Genomic DNA, 22,113 nt, shown 5'->3' on the forward strand with positions numbered 1-22,113 from the left:
CGTGGATGCCCGGGACAAGCCCGGGCATGACGACCTCCCGTGGAGCACCATTGCGATTCTGCATCATCATCTCAATTCCTGATGTCCATGGCGCTGCGCAGGCCGTCACTGAGCAGGTTGAAGCAGATCGAGACCGCAAAGATCATCGCGCCCGGAAGGGCTGCGACCCAGGGATTGACGTAAATCGCGGTGCGCAAGGTGTTCAGCATCAAGCCCCATTCCGGCTCCGGCGGTTTGGTGCCGAGGCCGAGGAAGGAGAGACCGGCTGCCAAAATCATCGAGACCGAAATGAGACTGGTGGCATAGACAAAGATCGCGCCGAGCACATTGCCGAGGATGTGCACGCGCATGATGGTGAAGGGGCCGGCGCCGGAGGCGCGCGCGGCTTCGACAAAGTCCATGTTGCGCACGCCGGTCGTGACGCTCTCGGCGACACGGGTGATCTGCGGCACGAACACGATGGTCAGCGCCACGATGGAATTGAGAATGCCGGCCCCGAGCGCGCCGGAGATTGCGATCGCGAGCAGCACCGAGGGGAAGGCGTAGAACACGTCCACCGTGCGCATGATCGCGGTGTTGAGCTTGCCGCCGACATAGCCGGCAACGAGACCGAGCGAGGTGCCGAAGACGAAGGCGAGGATCACGGGCAAGATGCCGATCAACAGCGACAGCCGCCCGCCATAGATCAACCGCGCCAGCATGTCGCGCCCGAGTTCGTCGGTGCCGAACGGGTAGCCCGCCGTGCCGATGTGGCGAAGGCGGCGGATCATCGAGCCCTTGTAGGGGTCTTCGAGACCGAGCCATGGCGCGAGGATCGCCGAGAGGAAGATCATGATCAGCACGAGCGCGCAGGCCATGCTGACCTTGTCGCGCACAATACGGCGGCCGACGGTCGCCCAATAGCCGCGCGCCTTGGTCGCGGGCGCGGCCTGCAGCGCGGCCTCGTTCATCGCGGACAGCGGGAGCTCGCTCATGGCCGCAATTCCCACTGTCGTCCCGGCGAAGGCCGGGACCCATAATCCCAGGGAGCAGTCGTGGGACGAGACGCTAACCACGAGTCTTCGCCAAATGACGTTTCGTGGTTATGGGTCCCGGCCTTCGCCGGGACGACACTGAGTGTGTGATACATCATCCCCCTACCCCCGCTTGATGCGCGGGTCGATCGCGGCCTGTGCGATGTCGACCAGGAGATTGAGGAACACGAAGAACAGCGCCAGCACCAGAATCGTGCCCTGCAGCAGCGGCAGGTCGCGCTGGAAGATCGCGGAGTTGAGCAGGAAGCCGGAGCCCGGCCAGGAGAACACGGTCTCGATCAGGATCGAGCCGCCGAGCATATAACCCAATTGAAGTCCCATCACGGCGAGCGCGGTCGGCGCGGCATTCTTGACGACGTGGCGGAACACACCCGTTTCGCGCAGGCCTTTTGCGCGCAGCGCCTCGACGAAATCCTGGGAGAGGATGTCGCCGGTGAGCGCGCGCACGGTGCGGGTGACGATGCCCATCGGAATCACCGATGTCGTGATCGCCGGCAGCACGAGATATTGCAGATGCGCCCAATCCCAGGCCCAGGCGCTGGAGCCGCCGGGGCCGGCGCCGACCGCGGGCAGCCAGTTGAGCTGGACCGAGAAAATGATGACGAGCAGCATGCCGAGCCAGTAATGCGGCACGGAGACGCCGGCGATGGCAAAGGACGTCGCCAGCTTGTCGATCCAGGTCTCCCGGAAATAGCCGGCGATCAGGCCGAGCAGGACGCCCATGGTGAAGCCGATGATGGCGGCGGCGATCGCCAGCGTCACGGTGTTGCCGACCGCGCGCATCACTTCGGCGAGCACGGGGCGGCCGGTGGCGATGGAGTTGCCGAGATCGCCATGCAGCGCGCGCAATAGCCAGAGACCGAACTGCACCGGCAGCGGCCGGTCGAACCCATAGGCGGCACGGAGCTGCGCGGCGAGCTCCTGCGACGCATCGGCCGGCAGCACGGCAACCAGCGGATCGCCCGGCGTGATGTGCACGAGCAGAAAACACACCAGCGCGACGCTGATGACGATCGGAATGACGTAGACGATGCGTCTGGCGATATAGGCGAGCACGTTGTCTCTCTTTTCCTTCTCCCCTTGTGGGAGAAGGTGGCGCGAAGCGCCGGATGAGGGGTATCTATCCGCGGTTACAGCATTATCGAACAAGAGAGAGCGTCACTCGCGGAGAGAGACCCCTCACCCGGCCTCGCTATTGCGAGGCCACCCTCTCCCACAAGGGGAGAGGGTGCACTGAGCACGCGGATAGAGCTACTACTGCATCGACACCGGCGAGAAGTCGACGAACCAGCTCTTGGGCTGCACGAAGCCTTTCACCTTCGGGCTCATGGCGCGCGGGGCGACGTCGTGGGCGACGTAGAGGAAGGCTGCGTCGTCGACGGAGGCCGCGTGCAGCTCGGCGAGGGCCGCGTCGCGTGCGGAGGCGTCAAAGGTCTGTCGGGCCTTGGTGACGAGCTCGTCGAATTTGGGATTGTTGATAAAGCCCCAATTGTTCGAGACCGGCGGCGCCATGCCCGATTGCAGGAAGCGCACCAGCGCGAAGAACGGATCCATCGCCGCATAGGTGACGTTGGTCGCGTTCGAGCCGTTGGCGCTGGGATCCTTGGCGCCGCGGCGCCAATTGGTGAACAGCGTGTTCCACTCGATGACGTCGAGCTGCACGTCGAAATAACATTCGGCGAGCGCCTGCTGGAGATATTCGTTCATCGGCAGGGGCAGCATCTGGCCCGATCCCGAGGCAGACGTCTGCACCTTCACCGTCAGCTTTTTGCTGGGACCGAAGCCGGCTTCCTGCATCAGCTTTTGCGCAGCCGGCTTGTCATACTTGATCTGGAAGGTCGGATTACCGCGCCAGGGATGGCCGGGCTCGAAGGTGCCGCTGGCGGGCACCATCAGCCCCGCGAGCAGACCGTCCCTCAGGCCTTCGCGATCGACGCAGAGGTTGGCCGCCTTGCGGACGCGGATGTCGTTCCAGGGCGAGCCCTCGACGCGCGAGAACTGCCAGGGCCAGACATGCGGCTCCTCGTTGCTATAGAGCACGAAGCCACGCTGCTTGATTTCAGGCAGCGCGTCCGGCGCCGGCGCCTCGACCCAGTCGACCTGGCCGGAGAGCAGCGCCGCGGTGCGCGCATTCGCCTCCGGCATCGGCAGCAGCACCATCTTGTCGACCTTGGGCACGCGCGCCGTGTTCCAATATTTGTCGTTCTTGGCGAGCTCGAGCCGCTCACGCGGGGTGAAGCCTGCCATCTTCCACGGGCCGGTGCCCGAGGCGTCCTTGGCAAACGCAGCCCAGGCCGCCTGCGACTTCGCCTTGGCGTCGGCGCCTTCGGCCTTGTCGAAGAAGGCCTGCCATTTCGTCGGGCTCGCCATGAACAGATTGGTGAGGTTGATCGGCAGGAAGCTGTCGGGCTCCTTGGTGGTGAGCTCCACCGTCATGTCGTCGATCTTCTTCGCCGACGCCAGCGTCGGCATGCGCGAGGCCGTGACGCCGACCTGGCTGGCGTCGAATTGCGGCGCATCCTGCTTCAGCACCTTCTCGACGTTCCAGACCACAGCATCGGCGTTGAACGGCGAGCCATCATGGAAGGTGACGCCGGGACGCAGCTTGAAGACCCACTTCTTCTTGTCGGCATCATCGACCTTCCATTCCGTCGCAAGGCCGGGGATCACGACGCTCGGCTTGTCGGCCGAGGAGAGGTCCCACATGGTCAGCGCGTCATACATGGTGAGGCCGGTGAAGCGGTTGCCCTCAAAACCCTGGTCGGGCTGGCCCAGCGTGCGCGGAATATCGGCAGCGGTCATGCCGATGCGCAGCACGGTGTCGGCACTGACCGCACGCGGCCACGCCGCCACCGTCGTCAGCGCCAACAGCCCGATCATGGCTGCGCGGGTTTTGTTCTTGTCGATAAGCATCGCCTCAATCCTTCTCCGGCTTTCGATGATTATTTTTGATGCAAACGTATGCAACGTGCGTGCCAGCGGAGGAAAATATTCTGCGAAATGCCGTCGCATTGACAAGTCTTTGTGACGCACGGCCGCACGCAGGCCCGCGCTGCCTATTCTGGCATCAAGATTGCAAGTTTGGGCCCAAACTTTCCCTCAGGGAGCTTTGGGGCCATGCGTATCAAAATCCAGACCTGTCTCGCCGTGCTTGCACTGGCGCTGTCCGCAATCTCGGCGCGCGCCGAGACCGTGGTGCGCTACGGCATCTCGATGGCGGACATTCCGCTGACCACGGGCCAGCCCGATCGCGGCGCCGGCGCGTATCAGTTCACGGCCTATACGATCTACGATCCGCTGGTCGCCTGGGAAATGGACGTCGCGGAACGTCCGGGCAAGCTGGTGCCGGGGTTGGCGACCGAATGGAAGGTCGACGACACAGACAAGACCAAATGGCGCTTCACGCTGCGCAAGGGTGTGAAGTTTCACGACGGCAGCGACTTCAACGCCGATGCCGTGATCTGGAATCTCGACAAGGTCTTGAACGACAAGGCGCCGCAATTCGACAAGCGGCAGAGCGCGCAGGTGAAGACCCGCCTGCCCTCCGTCGCCAGCTACGCCAAGATCGACGACTCCACGATCGAGATCACCACCAAGACGGTCGACTCCTTCTTCCCCTATCAGATGCTCTGGTTCCTGGTCTCGAGCCCCGCGCAATATGAAAAGCTCGGCAAGGATTGGGACAAGTTCGCGAGCCAGCCCTCCGGCACCGGCCCGTTCAAGCTGACGAAGCTGGTGCCGCGCGAACTCGCCGAACTCAGCAAGAACCCCGACTACTGGAATCCGAAGCGGATTCCGAAGGTCGACAAGCTGGTGCTGGTGCCGATGCCGGAAGCACTGACCCGCACCAATGCGCTGCTGGCGGGACAAGTCGACCTGATCGAAACGCCGGCGCCGGACGCCGTGCCGCAGCTGAAAGCGGCCGGCATGAAGATCGTCGACAACATCACGCCGCATGTCTGGAATTATCATCTCAGCGTGCTGCCGGGCTCGCCCTGGACCGATGTCCGCCTGCGCAAGGCGCTCAACCTCGCAATCGACCGCGATGCAGTGGTCGGCCTCATGAACGGACTGGCAAAGCCGGCCAAGGGCCAGGTCGACCCGTCGAGCCCGTGGTTCGGCAAGCCGACCTTTGAACTGAAATACGATCTCGCCGCGGCCAAGAAGCTGGTAGCCGAGGCCGGCTACTCCAAGGAAAAGCCGCTCAAGACCACCTTCATCATCGCGCAGGGCGGCACCGGCCAGATGCTGTCGCTGCCGATGAACGAATTCCTGCAGCAAAGCTTCAAGGAGATCGGCATCGACATCGACTTCAAGGTGGTCGAGCTCGAGACGCTCTACACGCATTGGCGCAAGGGCGCGGCCGACGAGATGAACGCCGGCATCACCTCCAACAACATCGCCTATGTCACGTCGGATCCCCTTTACGCCATCGTGCGCTTCTTCCACTCCGGCCAGATCGCGCCCGTCGGCGTCAACTGGGGCGGCTACAAGAACCCGAAGGTCGACGCTCTGATCGACGAGGCCAAGCAGACCTTTGACACCGCCAAGCAGGACGAGCTGCTGGCGCAGGCCCATGCGCAGATCGTCGACGATGCCGTGCTGGTCTGGGTCGTCCACGACACCAACCCGCACGCGCTGTCGCCGAAGATCAAGAAATTCGTGCAGGCGCAGCACTGGTTCCAGGATCTGACGACGATCGGGGTGGAGTGAGATATCCTGTCGTCCCGGACAAGCGAAGCTTTGGGCAACGCGCAGCGTTGTCCAGAGCGGAGCGCAGATCCGGGACCCATTACCCCAGGGAGGAGTTTGGCGAAGACTCGTGGTTGGCAGCTCGCTCCACAACCCCTCCCTGGGGTAATGGGTCCTGGCTTTCGCCAGGACGACGCTGAGTGTGTGTTCGCGGCTTCCGCAATCATTAAAATCGCCACATCCGCATCTGGCGTTGCCCAAACACGACACATCCTCTCCATCTCACAACCGCCCCATCGCAGACACATTCGGCAAAGCTAACGCCGCACTGTCGTCCCATTCCGCCGGTCATGTGCCCCGCATGCCTGCAGGCTTTCGCCCGGCAGGCCTCGTTGTGTGTCGTCCATCTTCATGGGGAACTGCCGTGATCAAGTTTGTTATTGCCACCGGTGCAACGCTCGCGATGGTGACTGCCGCCAGCGCCGCCGATCTGCCGCGCCGCCAGCCCGCGCCGGTCTATTCGGAAGCGCCCGTCGTCGGCAAAATGCCGATCGGCAAGTCCCCGGTCGGAAAGGCGCCGATCGGCAAGGCCCCCGGCCCGGTCGTCTCGCGCTACTAAGCGCACACACGCGTCGTCGAACGTGGTGGGGGTGAGCGTGGCGCATTCTCTCGGGAGATTGGGGTTCTTGCTGCTCGCGGGCGTCACGCTCGCGGCCTCGCTTGCCGGTGTGAGTTCATCGGCGTCCGCACACGAACGGCACAAGCGCATCGCCGACGCGAATGCGCTTGCGACCAGTGAGGCACCACAGGCGCGGCGGCAGGCCGCCGCCACCAAGGGCCCCTATTATGTCGACTTCCGCGCCAGGACAGCGGCGAGCTGGGGTCACGCCTTCGTCTGGTATGGCAAGACCAGCGAGCGCGCCGTCGAAGTCGCGGGCCTGACGCCGGTCGGAGAGACCTTCACTTACGTGCTGGGACATCTGACATTGGTGCCGTCGGAGACCGGCGCGAGCTATGGCGATCTCGACCCGGAATATCTCACCGCGAACTACCGGGTCTATCTGAGCGAAGCCGACGCCAAGCGGGTGTTCGCCTATATCAAGCAGTTGCAAGCGAACTCGCCGGTGTGGAACGCCGAGACGTTCAACTGCACCTCGTTCATCGGCAGCATCGCCAGCTTCATGGGCCTGAAGACGCCGGTGCGCTGGCTGCGGCCGGAGAATTACGTCAACCGTTTGAAGGAAATGAACGGCGGGCGGCAGATGGTAAGGCTGTCGGCGGCGGAGTAATGGCGCGCGGCCGTAGGGTGGGTTAGCACCGCGGATTGGGCGAAGCGCAATCCGCGCGGCGTAACCCACCACTTCTGTCGACGCGGAAACCAAAGCGGTGGGTTACGCCAGCGGACCGCGCTTCGCGCGGCCGCGTGCTAACCCACCCTACGAGAGCCCGAATTACTTCGTCAGCAACGCGAATGCACCGGTCCAGTCGTCGGGCGGCGGGGTTTCCTTGAACACCTTGATCCGTGCCTCGTAAAGCTTGAACAGCTTTTCGAGCGTGTCGGCGTCCTCGCTCTTGCGGCCGCGCTCGATCGCGTCGAGCGCGCCCTGCCAGTCGCGGCTGCGGTAGCAGGCGAGCATCTCGATCGTGATGTTGCGCAGGCGCTGGAAGGCGGCCGAGTGCATGACGTCCTCGCGGCCGGCAACGGCGTAGATCACCTCCGGCTCGGTCTTGCCCTTCACCATGATGAAGTCGAGCTCGAGGATCGCGAACTTGTCCTTGACGGCGAGCGCCGTCTTCGAGCCGACGATGATCGGGAAACCGTATTCCTTGGTCTGCCCCTCCAGGCGCGAGGCCAGATTGACGCTGTCGCCGAGCACCGAATAGTTCTTCTTCAGATCGGAGCCCATGTTGCCGACCACACCGATGCCGGTGTTGAGGCCGATGCCGACATTGAGCGGAATGTAGACGTGGCCGCCCTCGGCGGCCTCCTCCTCACGCTCCTTGTTGACCACATCGATGTGCTCGAGCATCTGGATCGCGGCCTCGCAGGCATTGACCTGGTGCGCGGCATCGTCAAGCGGCGCATTCCAGAACGCCATGATGGCGTCGCCCATGTATTTGTCGACATAGCCCTTCTGCTCAATGATCGCGTCGGTCAGCGGCGTCAAAAAGCGGTTCATCAGCGCGATCAGGCCCTGCGGATCGTGCTTGTAGCTCTCCGAGATGGTGGTGAAGCCGCGCACGTCGGAGAACATGATCGTCATCTCGCGCTCCTCGCCGCCGAGCACGACCTTTTCCGGCGCCTGCGCCATCTGCTCGACCAGGACGGGCGACATGTATTGCGCGAAGATGCCGCGGATCTGCTTGCGCTGCTGCTGCTCGCGCACGAAGCTCGCAAAAATCAGCGTCAGGTAGATCGCCGTGGTCGAGAGCATCGGATAGGTGGGATCGATCAGCAGGCGATAGCGTACATAGTAGTACCAAGAGACGCCGAGCAGAATCGAGGCGAAGAGTGCGCCGACGCCGACCAGCGTGACGGGTCCGAATCTCGGCGCGAAGATGATCACCAGGATGCCCATGACGATGGCGAACAGGAATTCCAGCGCGATGCCGTAGTTGGGCTGCGCGATCACCGAGCCGGTCAGCGCGCTCTCGAGCACCTGGGCGTGGATTTCGACGCCCGGCATCGCCGGCGACACCGGCGTCGTCTTGATGTCGTTGAGCCCCACGGCCGAGGTGCCGATCAGCACCAGCTTGCGCGAGAACTTGTCGGCCGGCGCGCGTCCCTCCAGCACGTCCACCGCCGAAACATAGATCGAAGGATCCTGGCGGGCGAAATGCACCCAGAGCTGGCCGTTCTTGTCGGTCGGGATCTGAAAACCCTTCACGCCGACGCTCTGGATGCCGCCCTTGTCGGCCTTGATGAAGATGGTGTCGGTGCCGGTGATGACGCGCAGCATCTCGAAGGTCAGCGCGGGCATGATGACGCCCTGGGCCTGCATGATGATGGGCACGCGCCGCACGATGCCGTCGCGCTCGGGCACGATGGTGAACAGGCCGCGGCCGGCGGCCGCCGTCTCGATGACGGGAACGTTGCGCAGCAGGCCGGGAAACTTGAACAGGAAGGGATGCGGGTCTTCGCCGAGCGTTGCGAGCCCGGTCTGCGGAAGCTTCTTGTCGAGCTCCGCATTGGGCGTCGGCACGCCCGACTCGCCCACCACGACGCGCGACTGCCTGATCGCCTGCGCAAAGATCTGGTCGTTGCTCGGCAGTGCCTTCAGCTTCTCGCGCGTCGCCTCATCGAGGCTGCGGAACGTGTCGGCCGCGATGTCCGGGTTGAGCCGATCGGGCTCGGAGAACACCACGTCGAAGGCGATCGCGGCCGCACCAAGCCGCGTCAGGTTGCTAACGAGATCGGCGACCTTGGTCCGCGGCCACGGCCACTGCCCGAGCGCCTTCAGGCTCTTCTCGTCGATGTCGACGATCGTCACCGGCCTTGCCGTCTTGTGGCGGTGGTCGAGGACCTGGAAGTGATCGAAGGTGCGGACGCGAAGCTCCTCGACCGGGGCCGGATCGGCGATGCGCAAGGCGGCAAAGCCGACCAGCAGCACGAGGCAGATCAACCGCGCGTAGCCGAACCGCCGCGCGAACCACCGCCGCCATATCCTCAGCCGCTTCATGCCTGTTGGACTTCCGCCCTTAAGTTCCAGTTCGATTTTGGAGCGTTCGCGGACGGTTGGCTACGCCTTTTGGCGCGAAAAGCTGCGATTTTTCGCCACCCGGGAGACGGCTCAGGCGAAGCCGCCGCCGTGGTTCGTGACGATGAAGTCGCCGGCGGTCAAATTGCCGACCAGCACGTTCTTGAGCAGGATCGTGTCGTGATCCTGCACGGTCAGCAGCGTGTCGTCGCCGACCTGCGTCTTGTTGACGTCGGTCCAGAAATCGACGCCGGTGAACTGGCGCAGGTCGATCTTGTCCACGCCGATCTCGAAATCCGCGACCGTGTGCTCGATGGCGATCAGCGGCGAGCCCGGCGCGAACACGAACTGGTCCTTGGCGGCGCCGCCGGTCAGCGTGTCGCCGGTATCGGTGGCGAAGATCACGTCCTTGCCGTCGGTGCCCTGCAGCGTGAGGCCCTGGCCCTCGGCGGCTTCGTTGAAGATGAAGTGGACGGTATCGAAGCGGCCGGCGGAATCCGTCACCGTCAGCGTGATCTGATCGGTGTCCGGCGGCGACTGGCCGGGATCGTAGGTGATGCCGCTCTCGAAGCCGAGATTGATCTGGTCGAGCGTGCCCGAGCTCGGAGACTGATAGACGACGCTGTCCGGGTCGTGCGCGGTGATCGCGCTGACGGTGAAGGTATCCGTAGAGGCACCGGCATCGGTGTCGACAACCTTGAGGTCGGTGATGATGTCGGTGTTGTTTTCGGTGATGTGCGAGACCAAAAAGCTCTCGGTGTCGATCACGGGGCCGCCGGCGGGCGCCGTCACGTCGGTGCCGATGCTGGCGACGGTGTCCGAGACCGGCGTGGTGCCGCCGGTGCCCGTGCTGGTGAGGTCAATCGTTGCCGGCGAGGCGCCGGTGATGCTGCCGGCATAGGTGTTGTCGAGGGCGTGGACGCCGAGCGCGCCCGGCGTGCCGGTAAAACCGTCGGCCGGCACGAAGCGGATCAGCGTCTCCGGGCTCAGCACCAGCGCGTGGTCGTCGCCGACCGAGCCGATGTCGATCCACGCGCTGCTGCCGGCGACTTCATATTGCCAGACGCCCTGCGCGGCGGTCGCAGCATCCGCGGTGACGGCAATGGCCTTCAGGCTCGCACCGGCATCGTCGTCATGGAACTTGCCCGCGAACAGATCGCTGATGGTGCTGCCGGCCGGATCGCTCTCATTGCCGGCGACGGAAGCAAGCGTCGCCGAATCCAGCGTCGGTGCGTCGTTGGCGCCTGATATCGCGATGGTAACGACCTGCCCGCCGGTCCCGGTCGCCGCGTGGCCGTCGCCCGGCAGAAGCGTATATTGCAGCGACAGCGTCTGGCCGGCGGCCAGGAAGTCGAAGGCCTCGCCGTTGGAGCTGAAATCCCAGGCGAACTGCGTGTGCGTCGCGGTGCCGTCGAGGACGTCGCCGGTCGGCAGGGTCAGATAGGTCGCGAGCGTGTTGTGCGCGATGCCGCCGACCGCATCGGTCTGCAGCACGCCGTCGAGATAGACGTCGAGGTGGTCGAGCGACACCGCGACGTGGTCGGTGACGTCGGCGTCCGACAGGGTCAACGTGCCGTGTGCCGTCTGTCCGCCATCGGTCTCGGACTTGGTCTCGCCGGTGCTGTCGCCGCTCGCAACCGAGATGACCGGCGCATCGTTCTTGCCGGTGATGGTGACGGTGACGTGCGCGGTATCCGTTCCGCCCTGGCCGTCGTCGAGCGTGACGGTGGAGACCAGCGTCACGGTCTGGTCTTCGCCGAGGAAATCCAGCGCGCCGTCGGCGATGGAATAGGTCCAGCCGATCGCGCCGTTGTTGGCGTTGCCGCCCTGCTGCAGCGTCAGCGCCTGCACGATGGCGTCGATCTGGCCCGACGTGAGCGAGCCCGAGAGATCGGTGCTGTGATCGGCGGCGGTCCAGGTCACGACATTGCCCGTGACCGCCGCGGTCGGCCGGTCGGTCAGGTCGATATCGGTAAAATGGATCGTGCCGGTGGCGTCCGGCACCGGATCGGTGTCTCCGGAGCCCGTGACGTTCTCGCGCTCGGCAAAGCTCGTGCTCTGCGAGGTCTCGGCAGCGGCGAAGGCCGGCGCGTCGTCGGCGGCATTGAGCGTGATCAGCGTATTGCCGCTGCCGTCGTCGCTGCCGGCGAAATGCGCGCCGCTGTAATCGCCGTCCAGCTTCAGCACGATGCTGTGGCCGTAGGCGTCGCTGACGGTGAGCTCGCCTTTCCCCGCGTCATAGGTCGCCGTGGTGCCGATGTCGTATTTGATGCTCGTGAGGTCGATCTTGTCGGTCGCCGACAGGCCGGCGATGGTCCCACCGAAGGTGTCGGTGCCGATCTCGAGCTCGGCATTGCCGCCGGAGAAGGTGACGGTCTGCGTCACGGTGCCTTCGAGCTTCAACGTCGCATCGGCGTCGAGGGTGACGGAGCCCGTGCCCGACAGCGAGCCGAACAGCGTCAGCGTGCCGCTGTTGACCTCGATCGTGCCGGTGTTGGTGATGGTACCCGTGATCGACGTCGTGCCCCAGCTGTCGATCACGTTGGAGTTGGTGATGCCGAAGGTCAGGCCGTCCGCACTCGAGATCGCGGCGCCGTTGAGCAGGTCGATCGTGCCGGCATTGTCGATCGTCGACAGCGTGCCGAACACGGAGGTGCCCGACACCGTCCAGGTGCCGCCGGCCTCGTTGTTGAACGTCGCCGTCGCGACCGAGATATTGCCGTTGATCGCGCCTGAATTGTTGATGGTAACGGCACCGCCGGTCTCGACGATCGCAACCGTCGTCGACGTCACCGTGCCGGCATCATCAGGGCCGATGGTGCCGGAATTGTCGATCGTTGCCGTGCCGGTCGTATTCTCCTGGATCGAGATCGCAGCTTCGCCATCGGCACCGACGACCGAGCCGGTGTTGGTGATGTGGGTCGAGCCGACGGCACTCGCGCCGTCCTGGACGATCTGGATGCCGACCCCGGTCGTGCCGGTAATGATGCCGTTGTTGGTGATGCTGACGTCGCCGGTGCCATTGGCGAGGACGTCGAGACCGATCGCGCCGCTCACGGACGCGCCGATCGTGGCCGTGACGTCGCCCGCACCGGTCGCGACGTGCTGCAGCACGATGCCGTCGCCGGACAGGCCGGTGACGGCGCCGCCGGTGGTCAGCGAGATGTCGCCGACGCCGTTCTGCGTCACGACAATGCCGTTGGCAGCGCCGGTCAAAACGCCGGTCGGCGTCAGCACGATGTCGGCAGCGTTGCCGGTCACGCCGCCCGACGCGGTGAAGTCGAGCGCATCGCCCGTGGTGGACGTGATATCGCCATTGCCGGTGACGGTGAAGGTGCCGCCGGTCGACGCCTCGCCGGCGATCGTTCCGGTGAAGCCCGAGCCCTTGTTGAGCTGAAGTGTGTCGGCACCGCCCGCAAACGTGACGGTCTGGGCGTCGGCGCCACCGAGCGCCAGCGTCGCGCCGTCGTCAATGATCAGCGTGCCCGCACCGGTCAGGCCGCCCGCCAGATCCAGCGTACCGCCCTGCACCTCGATGGTGCCGGTGTTGGTGACGGCGGCCGTGATCGTGTTGGTGCCCGATACGCCGTAGAGATTGCCGGCATTGCTCAATGTGCCGTCGTTGATCGTGACGTCGGTCAGATAGAGCTTTGAGGTGCCGTCGGTCGACACCGTACCGCCGGAATTGGTGACGGTGACGTTGGTCAGCTTCAACGTGCCGCCGTCGATCGCCTGCAGCGTCGCAGTGTTGATGATGAGATCGCCGATGATGTCGAGCGTGCCGCCGTCGGCCTGGATCACATTCTGGTTGGTGATCGTGTGCACGACCGGCGGATCGATCGTCAGCGTGCCGCTGGTCACGGTGATGGTGCCGGTATTGGTGATATCGGCGTCGTTGATGGCGCTGGTGCCGGTCGATTCCAGCGTGCCCGCAATCGTCAGCGTGCCGCCGGCGATGGTCGCGCCGGCGAGGTCGAGGGTCGAGCCCGATTCGACCGAGACCGTACCAACGGTGTTGGTCACCGTCGTCGAAATCAGCTTCAGCGTCGAGTCGTTGATCGCGGCCAGCGTGCCCGTATTGGTGACGGCCTGGCCGTTGATGTCGAGCTCGCCGCCATTGGCCCGCAGCGTGCCGCTGTTGGCAATCGCCGCCGACGTCGTGGCCGACAGCGTCAGCAGGCCGGCAATGGCCTCGATGAGCCCGTTGTTGGTGATGGCGGTGTTGGTGGTCGAACTGGTGCCCGATGATCTCAGGGTGCCGGAGACGTTAAGCGCGCCGCCGGTGATGCCGACGCCGCTGATGTTCAGCGTCTTTAATGCGTCGACCTTGACCGTGCCGTTGTCGGTGATCGAGGCGCTCGAGACCGTCGTGTCGTTTAGCGTCAACGTCTTGGTGGCGTCGACCGTGATGCCGCCGCCGGTCACGGAGGCGCCATTGATGGCGCTATTGCCGGTGACGTGGATGCTGCCATTGTCGGTGACGGTGCCGCCGGTCACCGTGGTGCCATTCAAGGTCAGCGTCTTGGTCGCATCGATCGTGAGCTGGGTGTTGGCAAAGGCGTCGTTGACGATGGAGCTATCGCCGGTGATCTCGACCGTACCGAGATTGTTCACCGCCCCGCCCGTCAGCGTGACGCCATCAAGGCTCAGCGTCTTGGCGGCATCGACCTTCACCGTGCCGTTGTCGGTGATGGCGCTGTTGGTGATGCTGGTGTCGTCCAGCGTCAACGTCTTGGTCGCATCGACCGTGATGCCGCCGCCGGTCACCGCGGCGCCGTTGATGGCGCTGTTGCCGGTGACGTGAATGCTGCCGTTATCGGTGACGGTGCCGCCCGTGACGGTGGTTCCGTTCAGGGTCAGCGTCTTGGTCGCGTCGATCGTGAGCTGGGTGTTGGCAAAGGCGTCGTTGACGATCGAGCTGTCGCCGGTGACCTCGACCGTGCCGAGATTGTTCACCGCCCCGCCCGTCAGCGTCACGCCATCAAGGCTCAGCGTCTTGGCGGCATCGACCTTCACCGTGCCGTTGTCGGCGATGGCGCTGTTGGTGATGCTGGTGTCGTCCAGCGTGAGCGTCTTGGTGGCATCGACCGTAATGCCGCCGCCGGTCACCGCCGCGCCGTTGATGGCGCTGTTGCCGGTGACGTGAATGCTGCCATTGTCGGTGACGGTCCCGCCGGTCACCGTGGTTCCGTTCAGGGTCAGCGTATTGGTCGCGTCGATCGTGAGCTGGGTGTTGGCAAAGGCGTCGTTGACGATCGAGCTGTCGCCGGTGACCTCGACCGTGCCGAGATTGTTGACCGCGCCGCCGGTCAGCGTCACGCCATTCAATTTCAGCGTCTTCGACGCATCGACCTTCACCGTGCCATTGTCGGTAATCGCACTGCTGGTGACCGTGGTGTCGTTCAGCGTCAGCGTCTTGATCGCGTCGACCGTGATGCCACCGCCGGTCACCGCCGCGCTGTTGATGGCGCTATTCCCGGTGACGTGGATCGTACCGTTATCCGTGACCGTGCCGCCGGTGATGGTTGTCCCGCTCAGCGTCAGCGTCTTCGACGCATCGATCTTGACGGTGCCGTTGTCGGTGATGGCGCTGTTGGTGACGCTGGTGTCGTTCAGCGTCAACGTCCTGGCCGCATCGACCGTGATACCGCCGCCGGTCACCGCAGCGCCGCTGATGGCGCTGTTGCCGGTAACGTGGATCGAACCGTTGTCGGTGACGGTGCCGCCTGTGACCGTGGTGCCGTTCAGGACCAGCGCGCCGGCCGCGGCAATCGTGATCGTGCCGCCGGCATTGTCGACGGTCTCGTTGTCGAATTCGGCGGTGCCGTTGACGTCGACCGCGCCGGTATTGCCGAGCGTGCCGTTCTTGATGACGCTGCTACCGTCGAGCTCCAGCGTGCCTTCGATCGTGACCGTGCCGCCGTCGATGGTCCCGTTGTTCAATGCGAGGGTCGCACCGCTGTCGACCTCAAAAGTACCGCCGGTGTTGGTGATGGTGCCGAGCAGGTTGAGGGTGCCGCCGGACAGATCCAGCGTACCGGAATTGGTGATCGTGGTCTGGCTGCCGAAATCGCCGCCGCCCGCAAGGGTCAGACTGCCGGCATTGGTCAGCACGCTGGTATCGAGGATCTCGGCCTTGCCGCCGACGGTGATGGTACCCGTCACGGTGTTGGTCAGGATCGAATCGGCACTCATGTTGAGCGCGCCTGCGATCGTCAGCGAGCTCTTGTTGATCACCTCCGGCGGGGGCCCACCGAAATCGTTCATGGTCAGCGACTTCGCGAACGCCGCCTCGTCGATCGTGACCGGATAGGACGGGGTGAGGCCGTGCAACTGGTCGGTGATGACGATGACGTCGTCATCGATCGTCGGCACGGTGCCGGTCTCCCAGTTCAGGGCGTCCTTCCAGAAGCCGCCGGGAGGCGAGCCGGCCTGCGTGGTCGCGATCCACACCACCGCCGGGGCATCGGTGCCCGTGATCGTGACGATGATGGTCTGCGTCGAGGTCGCGCCTTGCGAATCCGTCAGCGTGACCGTGTAGGTCAGCGTCAGAACCTCGTTCTTCGGAATGAAGTCGGCGAGATAGACCGGAAGATCGGCCAGCGTCCAATTGATGGTGCCGGTGCCGCTGCCGGTGCTGTCGTGATTGCCGGCGATCGCCACCGAAAGCGCGTTCTGGAAGAGCGTGAGCGGCAACGGCGGCACGGTGCCGCCCGGCAGGGTCGCGCTGGTCAGCTTGACCGAAACGGTGTGGGAGTCTGTGAGGTCGACGTCGGTGAAGGTCAGCGTGCCCGAGGTCGGAACGCTTGATGTCAATGGGCCGCCCGGCACGCTGGTGCCGCCGGCAAAGGTGATGGTCGGCACGCTGGTGGTGATCGCCGGCTTGTCGTTGGTGCCTGTGATCGTGATCGTGATCGGGATGAAGGCGGTTTCGTTGTTGTCGGCAAAATTGTTGTCGACGCGGATCATGTAGGTCAGCGTCAGCACTTCGCCGGCGGCGAGGAAGTCGAACGCGCTGTCAGGAACGCTGTAGCTCCACTGCGCCGAGCCGTTGTTGGTGTTGCCGGGGTCGGGCGTAACGGTGATCTTGATTTCGGTCGCGGCGACGTCGGCCTGCTGCAGGTTCGACAGTCCGCCGGTCACGTTCTGATGATTGGCGTTCTGATAGGTGAAGGACTGGAAGTCGATCTTCACCGTCGGCTTGTCGCCGAGATTGAAGTCGAGGAAGTTGACCCGGCCGCCGACGCTGTCCGGATCGGCGCCGCCGGTCTTGTTGGTCAGTTCGGTCAGCGTGTAAGCGGTCCTGGGCTGACCGCTGCTGTCGACCACGACCGCGTTCGGCGCGCCGGGGATGCGGGTGTTGGTCGTCGGCTTATCGGGGGTCCCCGGCGCTGGTGCGCCGTTGTTCGTGACGCTATTCACGAAGGTCACGACCGCGGCGAAGCCGTTCACCTTGAACAGCAACCCGTTGCTGTCAGGCGTGATCGTGTCGGTGAAGTTCGTGGTCAGCTTGGTATTGTTATTGGTGTTGTCCGTGAACTTCAGCGTGAACACGTCGCTGATCAGCTTCTGGACTTCCGGGGACAACAGCGCGTTGCTGACGGTGACGTTGCCGCCGCTGATCTGGATCATCTGCCCCGCCTGATTGACGGTGGCGATCGGCAGCAGCGTGGTCTTGTCGAACAGTATGTAGGAGCCAGTGGTGCCGTCCGGCTCGACCAGCACCTGGAAGCTCGCCCGCGGCTCCGGCTGCGGTTGCGGATTGTCGATCGTCGGCACCGGGATGAAGAACTCGATCTGCGACAGCACGGCGGTGCCGCGGATGCCCATGGTGGCAACCGGTGTGTCGATCTTCATGTCGCCGTGCTTGGCGGTTTCGCCGGCGACGAAGCTGATCGTGCCCGCGACCAGGCTGAGCAGCGAGGAATTGTTGGACCCGTTGGGGTCGTAGACCATCTCGTTCAGCACCATCCGCGCATTGGCGGACAGGCCGAACACGGTACCGTCGATGAAGGTGATGCCGAGCGTGGAATCCGAGCCGGTCGAGACGACGTCGCCCTTTTCGACGTTGTCGCCGTTGTTCAGGATGATCGAGACGCCGTTGCGGACGGCGGTCGCGTTGCCGGCGAGCTTGGTGATGTGGCCGATGACCTGCGCCGCAGCGGCGCCAGGGGCGGCCTGGGCATATTGGACGTGGCCGGTCAGCGCATTGACGAGGTCGCCGGTCAGATGGGCGCCGTCGGGCGAAGCGATGGGCGCGCGCGTCTGCCCCTTGAAATAATCGTGAATGACGTAGTCCTGGCCGTCGTGGGACAGCACCAGGTCGACGCCGGCGCGCTTGAAGTCGCCGTGGAACAGCAGGTTGGGATCGGGAACGACGAAGGCACCCGCCGGGACGCCGTGGCCCTTGGCGGTGAACGAATCGATATGATGGGAGGCTGGGGACTGAAGACCCTGGCCATCCAACGAAAGCGCGGCGTCAAACTTGCCAGCGTAATTCAACGGGGCACCGCAAAAGGGTTAATTTTTAAATAAGTATCGACGGCCTAAGCTTGCATATCATTAGCAAGTCATTAGTGAAACCATCTATTGCTTGAAAGAATAGGCGCGACAAAGCGCTTCGGCAGCATGAACGGCCGAATCATAAAAGTAAAAGTGATGTATTTCCTCGAATAGATCGAGGAGATTTCCCGCTCATCCCGGCTCATTTCCAATCGTCCTAAGTATAATGACATTCGTATTCACCAGCGAATACTTGTGTCATCTGTCCTACATAGTGCCCTGCAACATACTGCGGCAAATACGGAGCTATAACTGTGACCTGGCTAACAGAACTGACGAAATCGCCGGTCATTAGCCATAAGGTGGGGAACCGGCACCGGTCACAACCAGAACTCGCAATTGGCTCCATTTCGCGGCGGCGAGCCCTGACCTAGCCGCCGATTCGTAAAATTTTACGCAAACCGGCGAGACTGGTTTCAGGCTGTTCTCCGGTTTCGGCGCCCCAGCCGGGCGCGTTAAGCAGAACAAAACGGCCCGCCCCGCACTATCTCCACACAGAAACAAGCCGGCACGTTCGGATCGGGGGATCTGACGATGCCGGACAGGGGATGTCAGATGGAGTCCGTTGCCACATCGCGCGCCTGGCGCGCAGTTCTCGTCCTGTGCGCCTTGATCCTCGCAGGCTCAGCCGCCGAGCTTCGCGCCGGCACGCTGCTGTCGCCTGGACCCGCCGCACTGGTGCGCAAATCCGGTGAGCCGTTCGGCCTGTTCGCCTTTGCCATCTCGGATGGTGGTCTCAGGCAGAAATGGTTCGGCATGAAGCAGAAGCTCGACGACGAGATGGTGCAGCTCGCACTGTGCGATGGCGACCGCGACAACTGCGTCTCGCCCGCCGCCCTCAAGCTGCTCGCCATCGTCGATCAGGCAAGGACCCGCGAGGGCCGCGCGCGGCTCGGCGAGACCAACCGCGCCATCAACCTCGCGATCCGGCCGGTCAGCGACGGCGCCGACGATGTCTGGAGCCCGCCGCTTGCGACCTTCGCCCGCGGCGCCGGCGACTGCGAGGATTATGCGATCGCAAAGATGGCCGCGCTGCGCCTGGCGGGCGTCGCGCCCGAGGATCTGCGTATCGTCGTCGTGCGCGACACCCAAGCCGGCGAAGAGCATGCGGTTGCCGCAGCAAGGCTTGACGGTCACTGGCTGATGCTGGACAACCGGCGGATGGCGATGGTCGAGGACGAGAACGCCCGCACCTATCGGCCGCTGTTCGTGCTCTATCAGGCCGCCGTCATGAAATATGTCGACGAGCCCGTGTTCGCCGCGAAGCCGGACAATGCCCGCACCGCGCTCATCGCCGCCAACGAGGCGCAGTAAGGTCTCACGGAAGTTCGTAGCCCGGATGGAGTGTCAACGTAATCCGGGTCACCGTCTCCGCAAGCGCCGCGCCGTTCCCGGATTTCGCTCCCGCTCCATCCGGGCTACGACCGAGACGGCATAACCCCTTTCCTTCGCGCCGTCCGGGAAGATAGCATGGCCACAACCATGCCCGGGGGCGAGTGGAATGCGGTCGATCCTGCTGTCTGTGCTTGCGCTGTTGGTGTTGGCGGCCGCGCCAGCTTTTGCCCAATCCGGCACTTCCAACCGCTCCATCGCCGAGAAGCTGCCGCTCTATGCCAAGAACAATTGCGAGCGGCAGCGCGATCCCGCCAGCCAATTATTTTGCGGCGACGGCGAGCTTGCGGCTGCAAGCGAGACGCTCGGCGCTGCCATCCAGGAGCGGCTCGCCCGCCTGCCCGATCCCCTGCCCGCGATTCAGGAGAACGCGATCTGGCTGCGGCAGCGCAATCTCGGCTGCGGCATTTTTGGCGGCACCGACAAGGTCACCTATGACGAGGTCGATGCCGTCAAGGCCTGCCTGCTGAAGGTCACGCTCGAGCGCGCCGCGATCCTGCGCGATCCCAATTTCGACTGCCTGGCGGCGAGCACGGCGGCCGGCGCGCTGATCTGTGGCGACCCGTCGCTGGCGATCGCCGAGACCGAGCTGAACGGCATGGTTCACGACCTCATCGCAAAACTCAATCCGACCGAGGCGCGCTTTGCCTTCGCCGAATACGGCCGGTGGACGCGCGAACGCGACCGGCAATGCAATCTGGTCGGCAAGGACAACGTGCCGCTGGACGAGCTGGCATCGTCGGAACCTTGCCTGCAGGATTATCTCACCCGCAAGACCGCGGAGATGACGGCAGCCAAGGGCGATCCGAAAAAAGTGTTCGGCCGGCAGATCGCGGCGCGGCTGCCCAACACCGACGCCGTCGACTTCTGCGTCGCCCGGATTCACGCGGCCAATTCATGCGGCAATTTCGTCCGCATCAACCGCGTCTTCGAGCTGGACACCGAAGTGGAGGCGCAGGATGCGCTCGTGACCGCCGAAATCGAGATGGTCGTGCTGTCGCCGTTTACGGCCTGCAGTCCCGTCGCATCCACCTGCACGGGGACCTGCTGGGATCTCAAAACGGGCAACGCGCAAGCAGCATCCGTCGCCAAGGAGCGTTCGTCCAAGGACAGTTTCAACGTGACGCGCAGGCTCAGGGTGCAGAAGGCTTTTGCCTTCCAGAAGGCGGCCGACGGCTGGCGCTGCAAGGAAGACGGGCTGGCGCCGATCGATTACGGCGTCACGGCGGGAAGCCAGTAGACTCTCTCCTCGCTAGGCTTCTTCCCTTCTCCCTTGTGGGAGAAGGTGGCATAGGCGGCCTCCGGCCGCCGTCCACCTAGAACGCCGATGCTTCGCATCGGCTATGGCGCCGGATGAGGGGTTCTCTCCGCGAGCCCAACTCCCGAACGAGTTCGCGGAGGGAGACCCCTCACCCTTCTCGCCGCTACGCGGCGATCCACCCTCTCCCACAAGGGGAGAGGGTGCACCGTCAGCGTGGTGAGAGGTGAAGATCAGAACATCAGATTGTCCTTCACCAGAACCCAGCGGCCGCCCTTGATCTGCTGCACCTGGGTGATGGTGTTGGCGAGATGGTTGGTTTTGGAGAACGTCGTCGGCGGCGAGTTGAAGATATCCATGAACTTGTCGCCGGACTCCAACGCTTCGAGCATCTTCTGCCCCGTCAGGTCCTTGCCCGCCTTCTGCGCATAGAAGGCGAAGGTCATGACTGCGTTGTAGCCGATGATGGCCTGGGAGTTGGCGTCAGCGTTGAACATCTTCTTGTAGTTGACCAGCCAGTCCTTGACCTTGCCCTTGGCCGTATCGTCGTAAGGGATCTCGAAGGCACTCGCCGAATAGAGGCCTTCGACCACCTCCTTGCCGAGCAACGGCACTTCCATCACGTTGACCGGCGTCGCGCCGAGGAAGGTGACGTCCCAACCGAGCTTCTTGGCCTCGCTCATGGTCCCGATGGGCTCACGGAGGACCGCGCCGAGCACGACGAGGTCGCAGCCATCGGATTTCATCTTGGCGACCTGGGCGCTGAAGTCGGAGGCGCCGCGCTTGTAGGTCGTGATCGAGGCCGGCTGCACCTTCATGGCAGTGAGCTGCTGGTTGAAGCCGTCGAGCACGTTTTTGCCGTACTCGTCATCCTGGTGCATGATGCAGGGCTTCTTGAAGCCCTTCCACTCCATCATGTATTTGAGCGCGGCGCGCGTGCTCTCGACGTAAGGCAGCAGGTTGTTGAACTTCAGGCGCTCCTGCGGCTTGGCCGGATCGAACTTGAAGGTGAATTCGGCCGCGGTCAGCGGGAAGAGCTGCAGTACCCCCGCGTCGAGCAGGATGTCCTGCGCGGCGAGCACGGTCGGCGATCCCATCGGCCCGACCATCGCGAAAATCTTGTCGCGCTCGATCAGCTTTTGCGACGCCAGCACGGCCTTCTTCGGATCGTAGCCGCTGTCCTCGACGACCAGCTTTATCTTGCGGCCGTTGATGCCGCCGGCGGCATTGACCTCCTCGACCGCCATCTTCATGCCGTTGGACACGGGCACGCCCCAGCCCTTGATCGGACCCGACAGATCCTGATGGGTGCCGATGACGATCTCGGTCGCCGAGATGCCTTCATTGGTGACCTTGGTCTGCGCCGCAGCCGGCAGATGCGTGAGCACCACCGCGCCCACCGCAAGGCCGACTGCCCTGAACGATTTCGACATTGACGTCTCCTCTCCCTGGCCCGTGTTACGCGAAGGGCGTGGCC

General features: G+C 64.0%; 11 protein-coding genes. 5 read left to right on the top strand and 6 right to left on the bottom strand.

The features are described 5' to 3' along the window. Nucleotides 1–71: 71 nt before the first annotated feature. The 3 genes from C2U70_RS10105 to C2U70_RS10115 all read right to left on the bottom strand — a co-directional run bounded on the left by C2U70_RS10105 (nt 72) and on the right by C2U70_RS10115 (nt 3,947). Complete coding sequence (locus C2U70_RS10105) at nt 72–974, bottom strand: ABC transporter permease (protein ID WP_140977860.1); 903 nt, start codon at nt 972–974, stop codon at nt 72–74. 162 nt (nt 975–1,136) lie between these two features. Further along, nucleotides 1,137–2,090 carry an ABC transporter permease gene (locus tag C2U70_RS10110; protein WP_140977861.1) on the bottom strand — a complete coding sequence of 318 codons (954 nt, stop codon included), beginning with the start codon at nt 2,088–2,090 and terminating at the stop codon, nt 1,137–1,139. Nucleotides 2,091–2,288: 198 nt separating this feature from the next. Further along, nucleotides 2,289–3,947 (bottom strand): ABC transporter substrate-binding protein, encoded by a 1,659-nt coding sequence (locus tag C2U70_RS10115; RefSeq protein ID WP_186294165.1) that lies wholly within the window; start codon nt 3,945–3,947, stop codon nt 2,289–2,291. Nucleotides 3,948–4,151: 204 nt separating this feature from the next. On the opposite strand from C2U70_RS10115, the gene C2U70_RS10120 reads away from it, so the two are divergent. The 3 genes from C2U70_RS10120 (at nt 4,152) to C2U70_RS10130 (ending at nt 7,015) form a co-directional block, all read left to right on the top strand. Next, nucleotides 4,152–5,747 (top strand): ABC transporter substrate-binding protein, encoded by a 1,596-nt coding sequence (locus C2U70_RS10120; RefSeq protein WP_140977863.1) that lies wholly within the window; start codon nt 4,152–4,154, stop codon nt 5,745–5,747. A gap of 403 nt (nt 5,748–6,150) precedes the next feature. Further along, nucleotides 6,151–6,345: a hypothetical protein gene (locus tag C2U70_RS10125; protein WP_140977864.1), complete on the top strand. Its 195-nt coding sequence runs from the start codon at nt 6,151–6,153 to the stop codon at nt 6,343–6,345. A 58-nt stretch (nt 6,346–6,403) separates the two neighbouring features. After that, entirely contained in the window at nt 6,404–7,015 is a 612-nt protein-coding gene (locus C2U70_RS10130) for a hypothetical protein (protein ID WP_186294167.1), read from the top strand. 162 nt (nt 7,016–7,177) lie between these two features. Here C2U70_RS10130 and C2U70_RS10135 read toward each other — a convergent pair whose 3' ends face one another. After that, complete coding sequence (locus tag C2U70_RS10135; RefSeq protein ID WP_140977866.1) at nt 7,178–9,406, bottom strand: CHASE2 domain-containing protein; 2,229 nt, start codon at nt 9,404–9,406, stop codon at nt 7,178–7,180. A 111-nt stretch (nt 9,407–9,517) separates the two neighbouring features. Then, nucleotides 9,518–17,890 (bottom strand): VCBS domain-containing protein, encoded by an 8,373-nt coding sequence (locus C2U70_RS10140; RefSeq protein ID WP_246666719.1) that lies wholly within the window; start codon nt 17,888–17,890, stop codon nt 9,518–9,520. A 651-nt stretch (nt 17,891–18,541) separates the two neighbouring features. Here C2U70_RS10140 and C2U70_RS10145 point away from each other — a divergent pair. After that, nucleotides 18,542–19,300, top strand: a complete 759-nt coding sequence (locus C2U70_RS10145) for a transglutaminase-like cysteine peptidase (protein ID WP_140977868.1) — start codon at nt 18,542–18,544, stop codon at nt 19,298–19,300. Nucleotides 19,301–19,487: 187 nt separating this feature from the next. Next, nucleotides 19,488–20,618, top strand: a complete 1,131-nt coding sequence (locus tag C2U70_RS10150; RefSeq protein WP_140977869.1) for a lysozyme inhibitor LprI family protein — start codon at nt 19,488–19,490, stop codon at nt 20,616–20,618. 251 nt (nt 20,619–20,869) lie between these two features. On the opposite strand, the gene C2U70_RS10155 is transcribed toward C2U70_RS10150, so the two are convergent. Continuing rightward, nucleotides 20,870–22,069, bottom strand: a complete 1,200-nt coding sequence (locus C2U70_RS10155) for an ABC transporter substrate-binding protein (protein ID WP_140977870.1) — start codon at nt 22,067–22,069, stop codon at nt 20,870–20,872. Nucleotides 22,070–22,113: the final 44 nt, after the last annotated feature.

Origin of the sequence: Bradyrhizobium guangdongense, from assembly GCF_006483445.1 — a bacterium.
In the GTDB taxonomy this organism is placed as follows: Bacteria; Pseudomonadota; Alphaproteobacteria; order Rhizobiales; family Xanthobacteraceae; genus Bradyrhizobium; species Bradyrhizobium guangdongense_A.

Coding starts and splice junctions, on each gene's coding strand:
- C2U70_RS10105 (WP_140977860.1), bottom strand. CDS start 974: ATGAGCGAGCTCCCGCTGTCCGCGATGAACGAGGCCGCGCTGCAGGCC.
- C2U70_RS10115 (WP_186294165.1), bottom strand. CDS start 3,947: ATGCTTATCGACAAGAACAAAACCCGCGCAGCCATGATCGGGCTGTTG.
- C2U70_RS10120 (WP_140977863.1), top strand. CDS start 4,152: ATGCGTATCAAAATCCAGACCTGTCTCGCCGTGCTTGCACTGGCGCTG.
- C2U70_RS10135 (WP_140977866.1), bottom strand. CDS start 9,406: ATGAAGCGGCTGAGGATATGGCGGCGGTGGTTCGCGCGGCGGTTCGGC.
- C2U70_RS10145 (WP_140977868.1), top strand. CDS start 18,542: ATGGAGTCCGTTGCCACATCGCGCGCCTGGCGCGCAGTTCTCGTCCTG.
- C2U70_RS10150 (WP_140977869.1), top strand. CDS start 19,488: ATGCGGTCGATCCTGCTGTCTGTGCTTGCGCTGTTGGTGTTGGCGGCC.
- C2U70_RS10155 (WP_140977870.1), bottom strand. CDS start 22,069: ATGTCGAAATCGTTCAGGGCAGTCGGCCTTGCGGTGGGCGCGGTGGTG.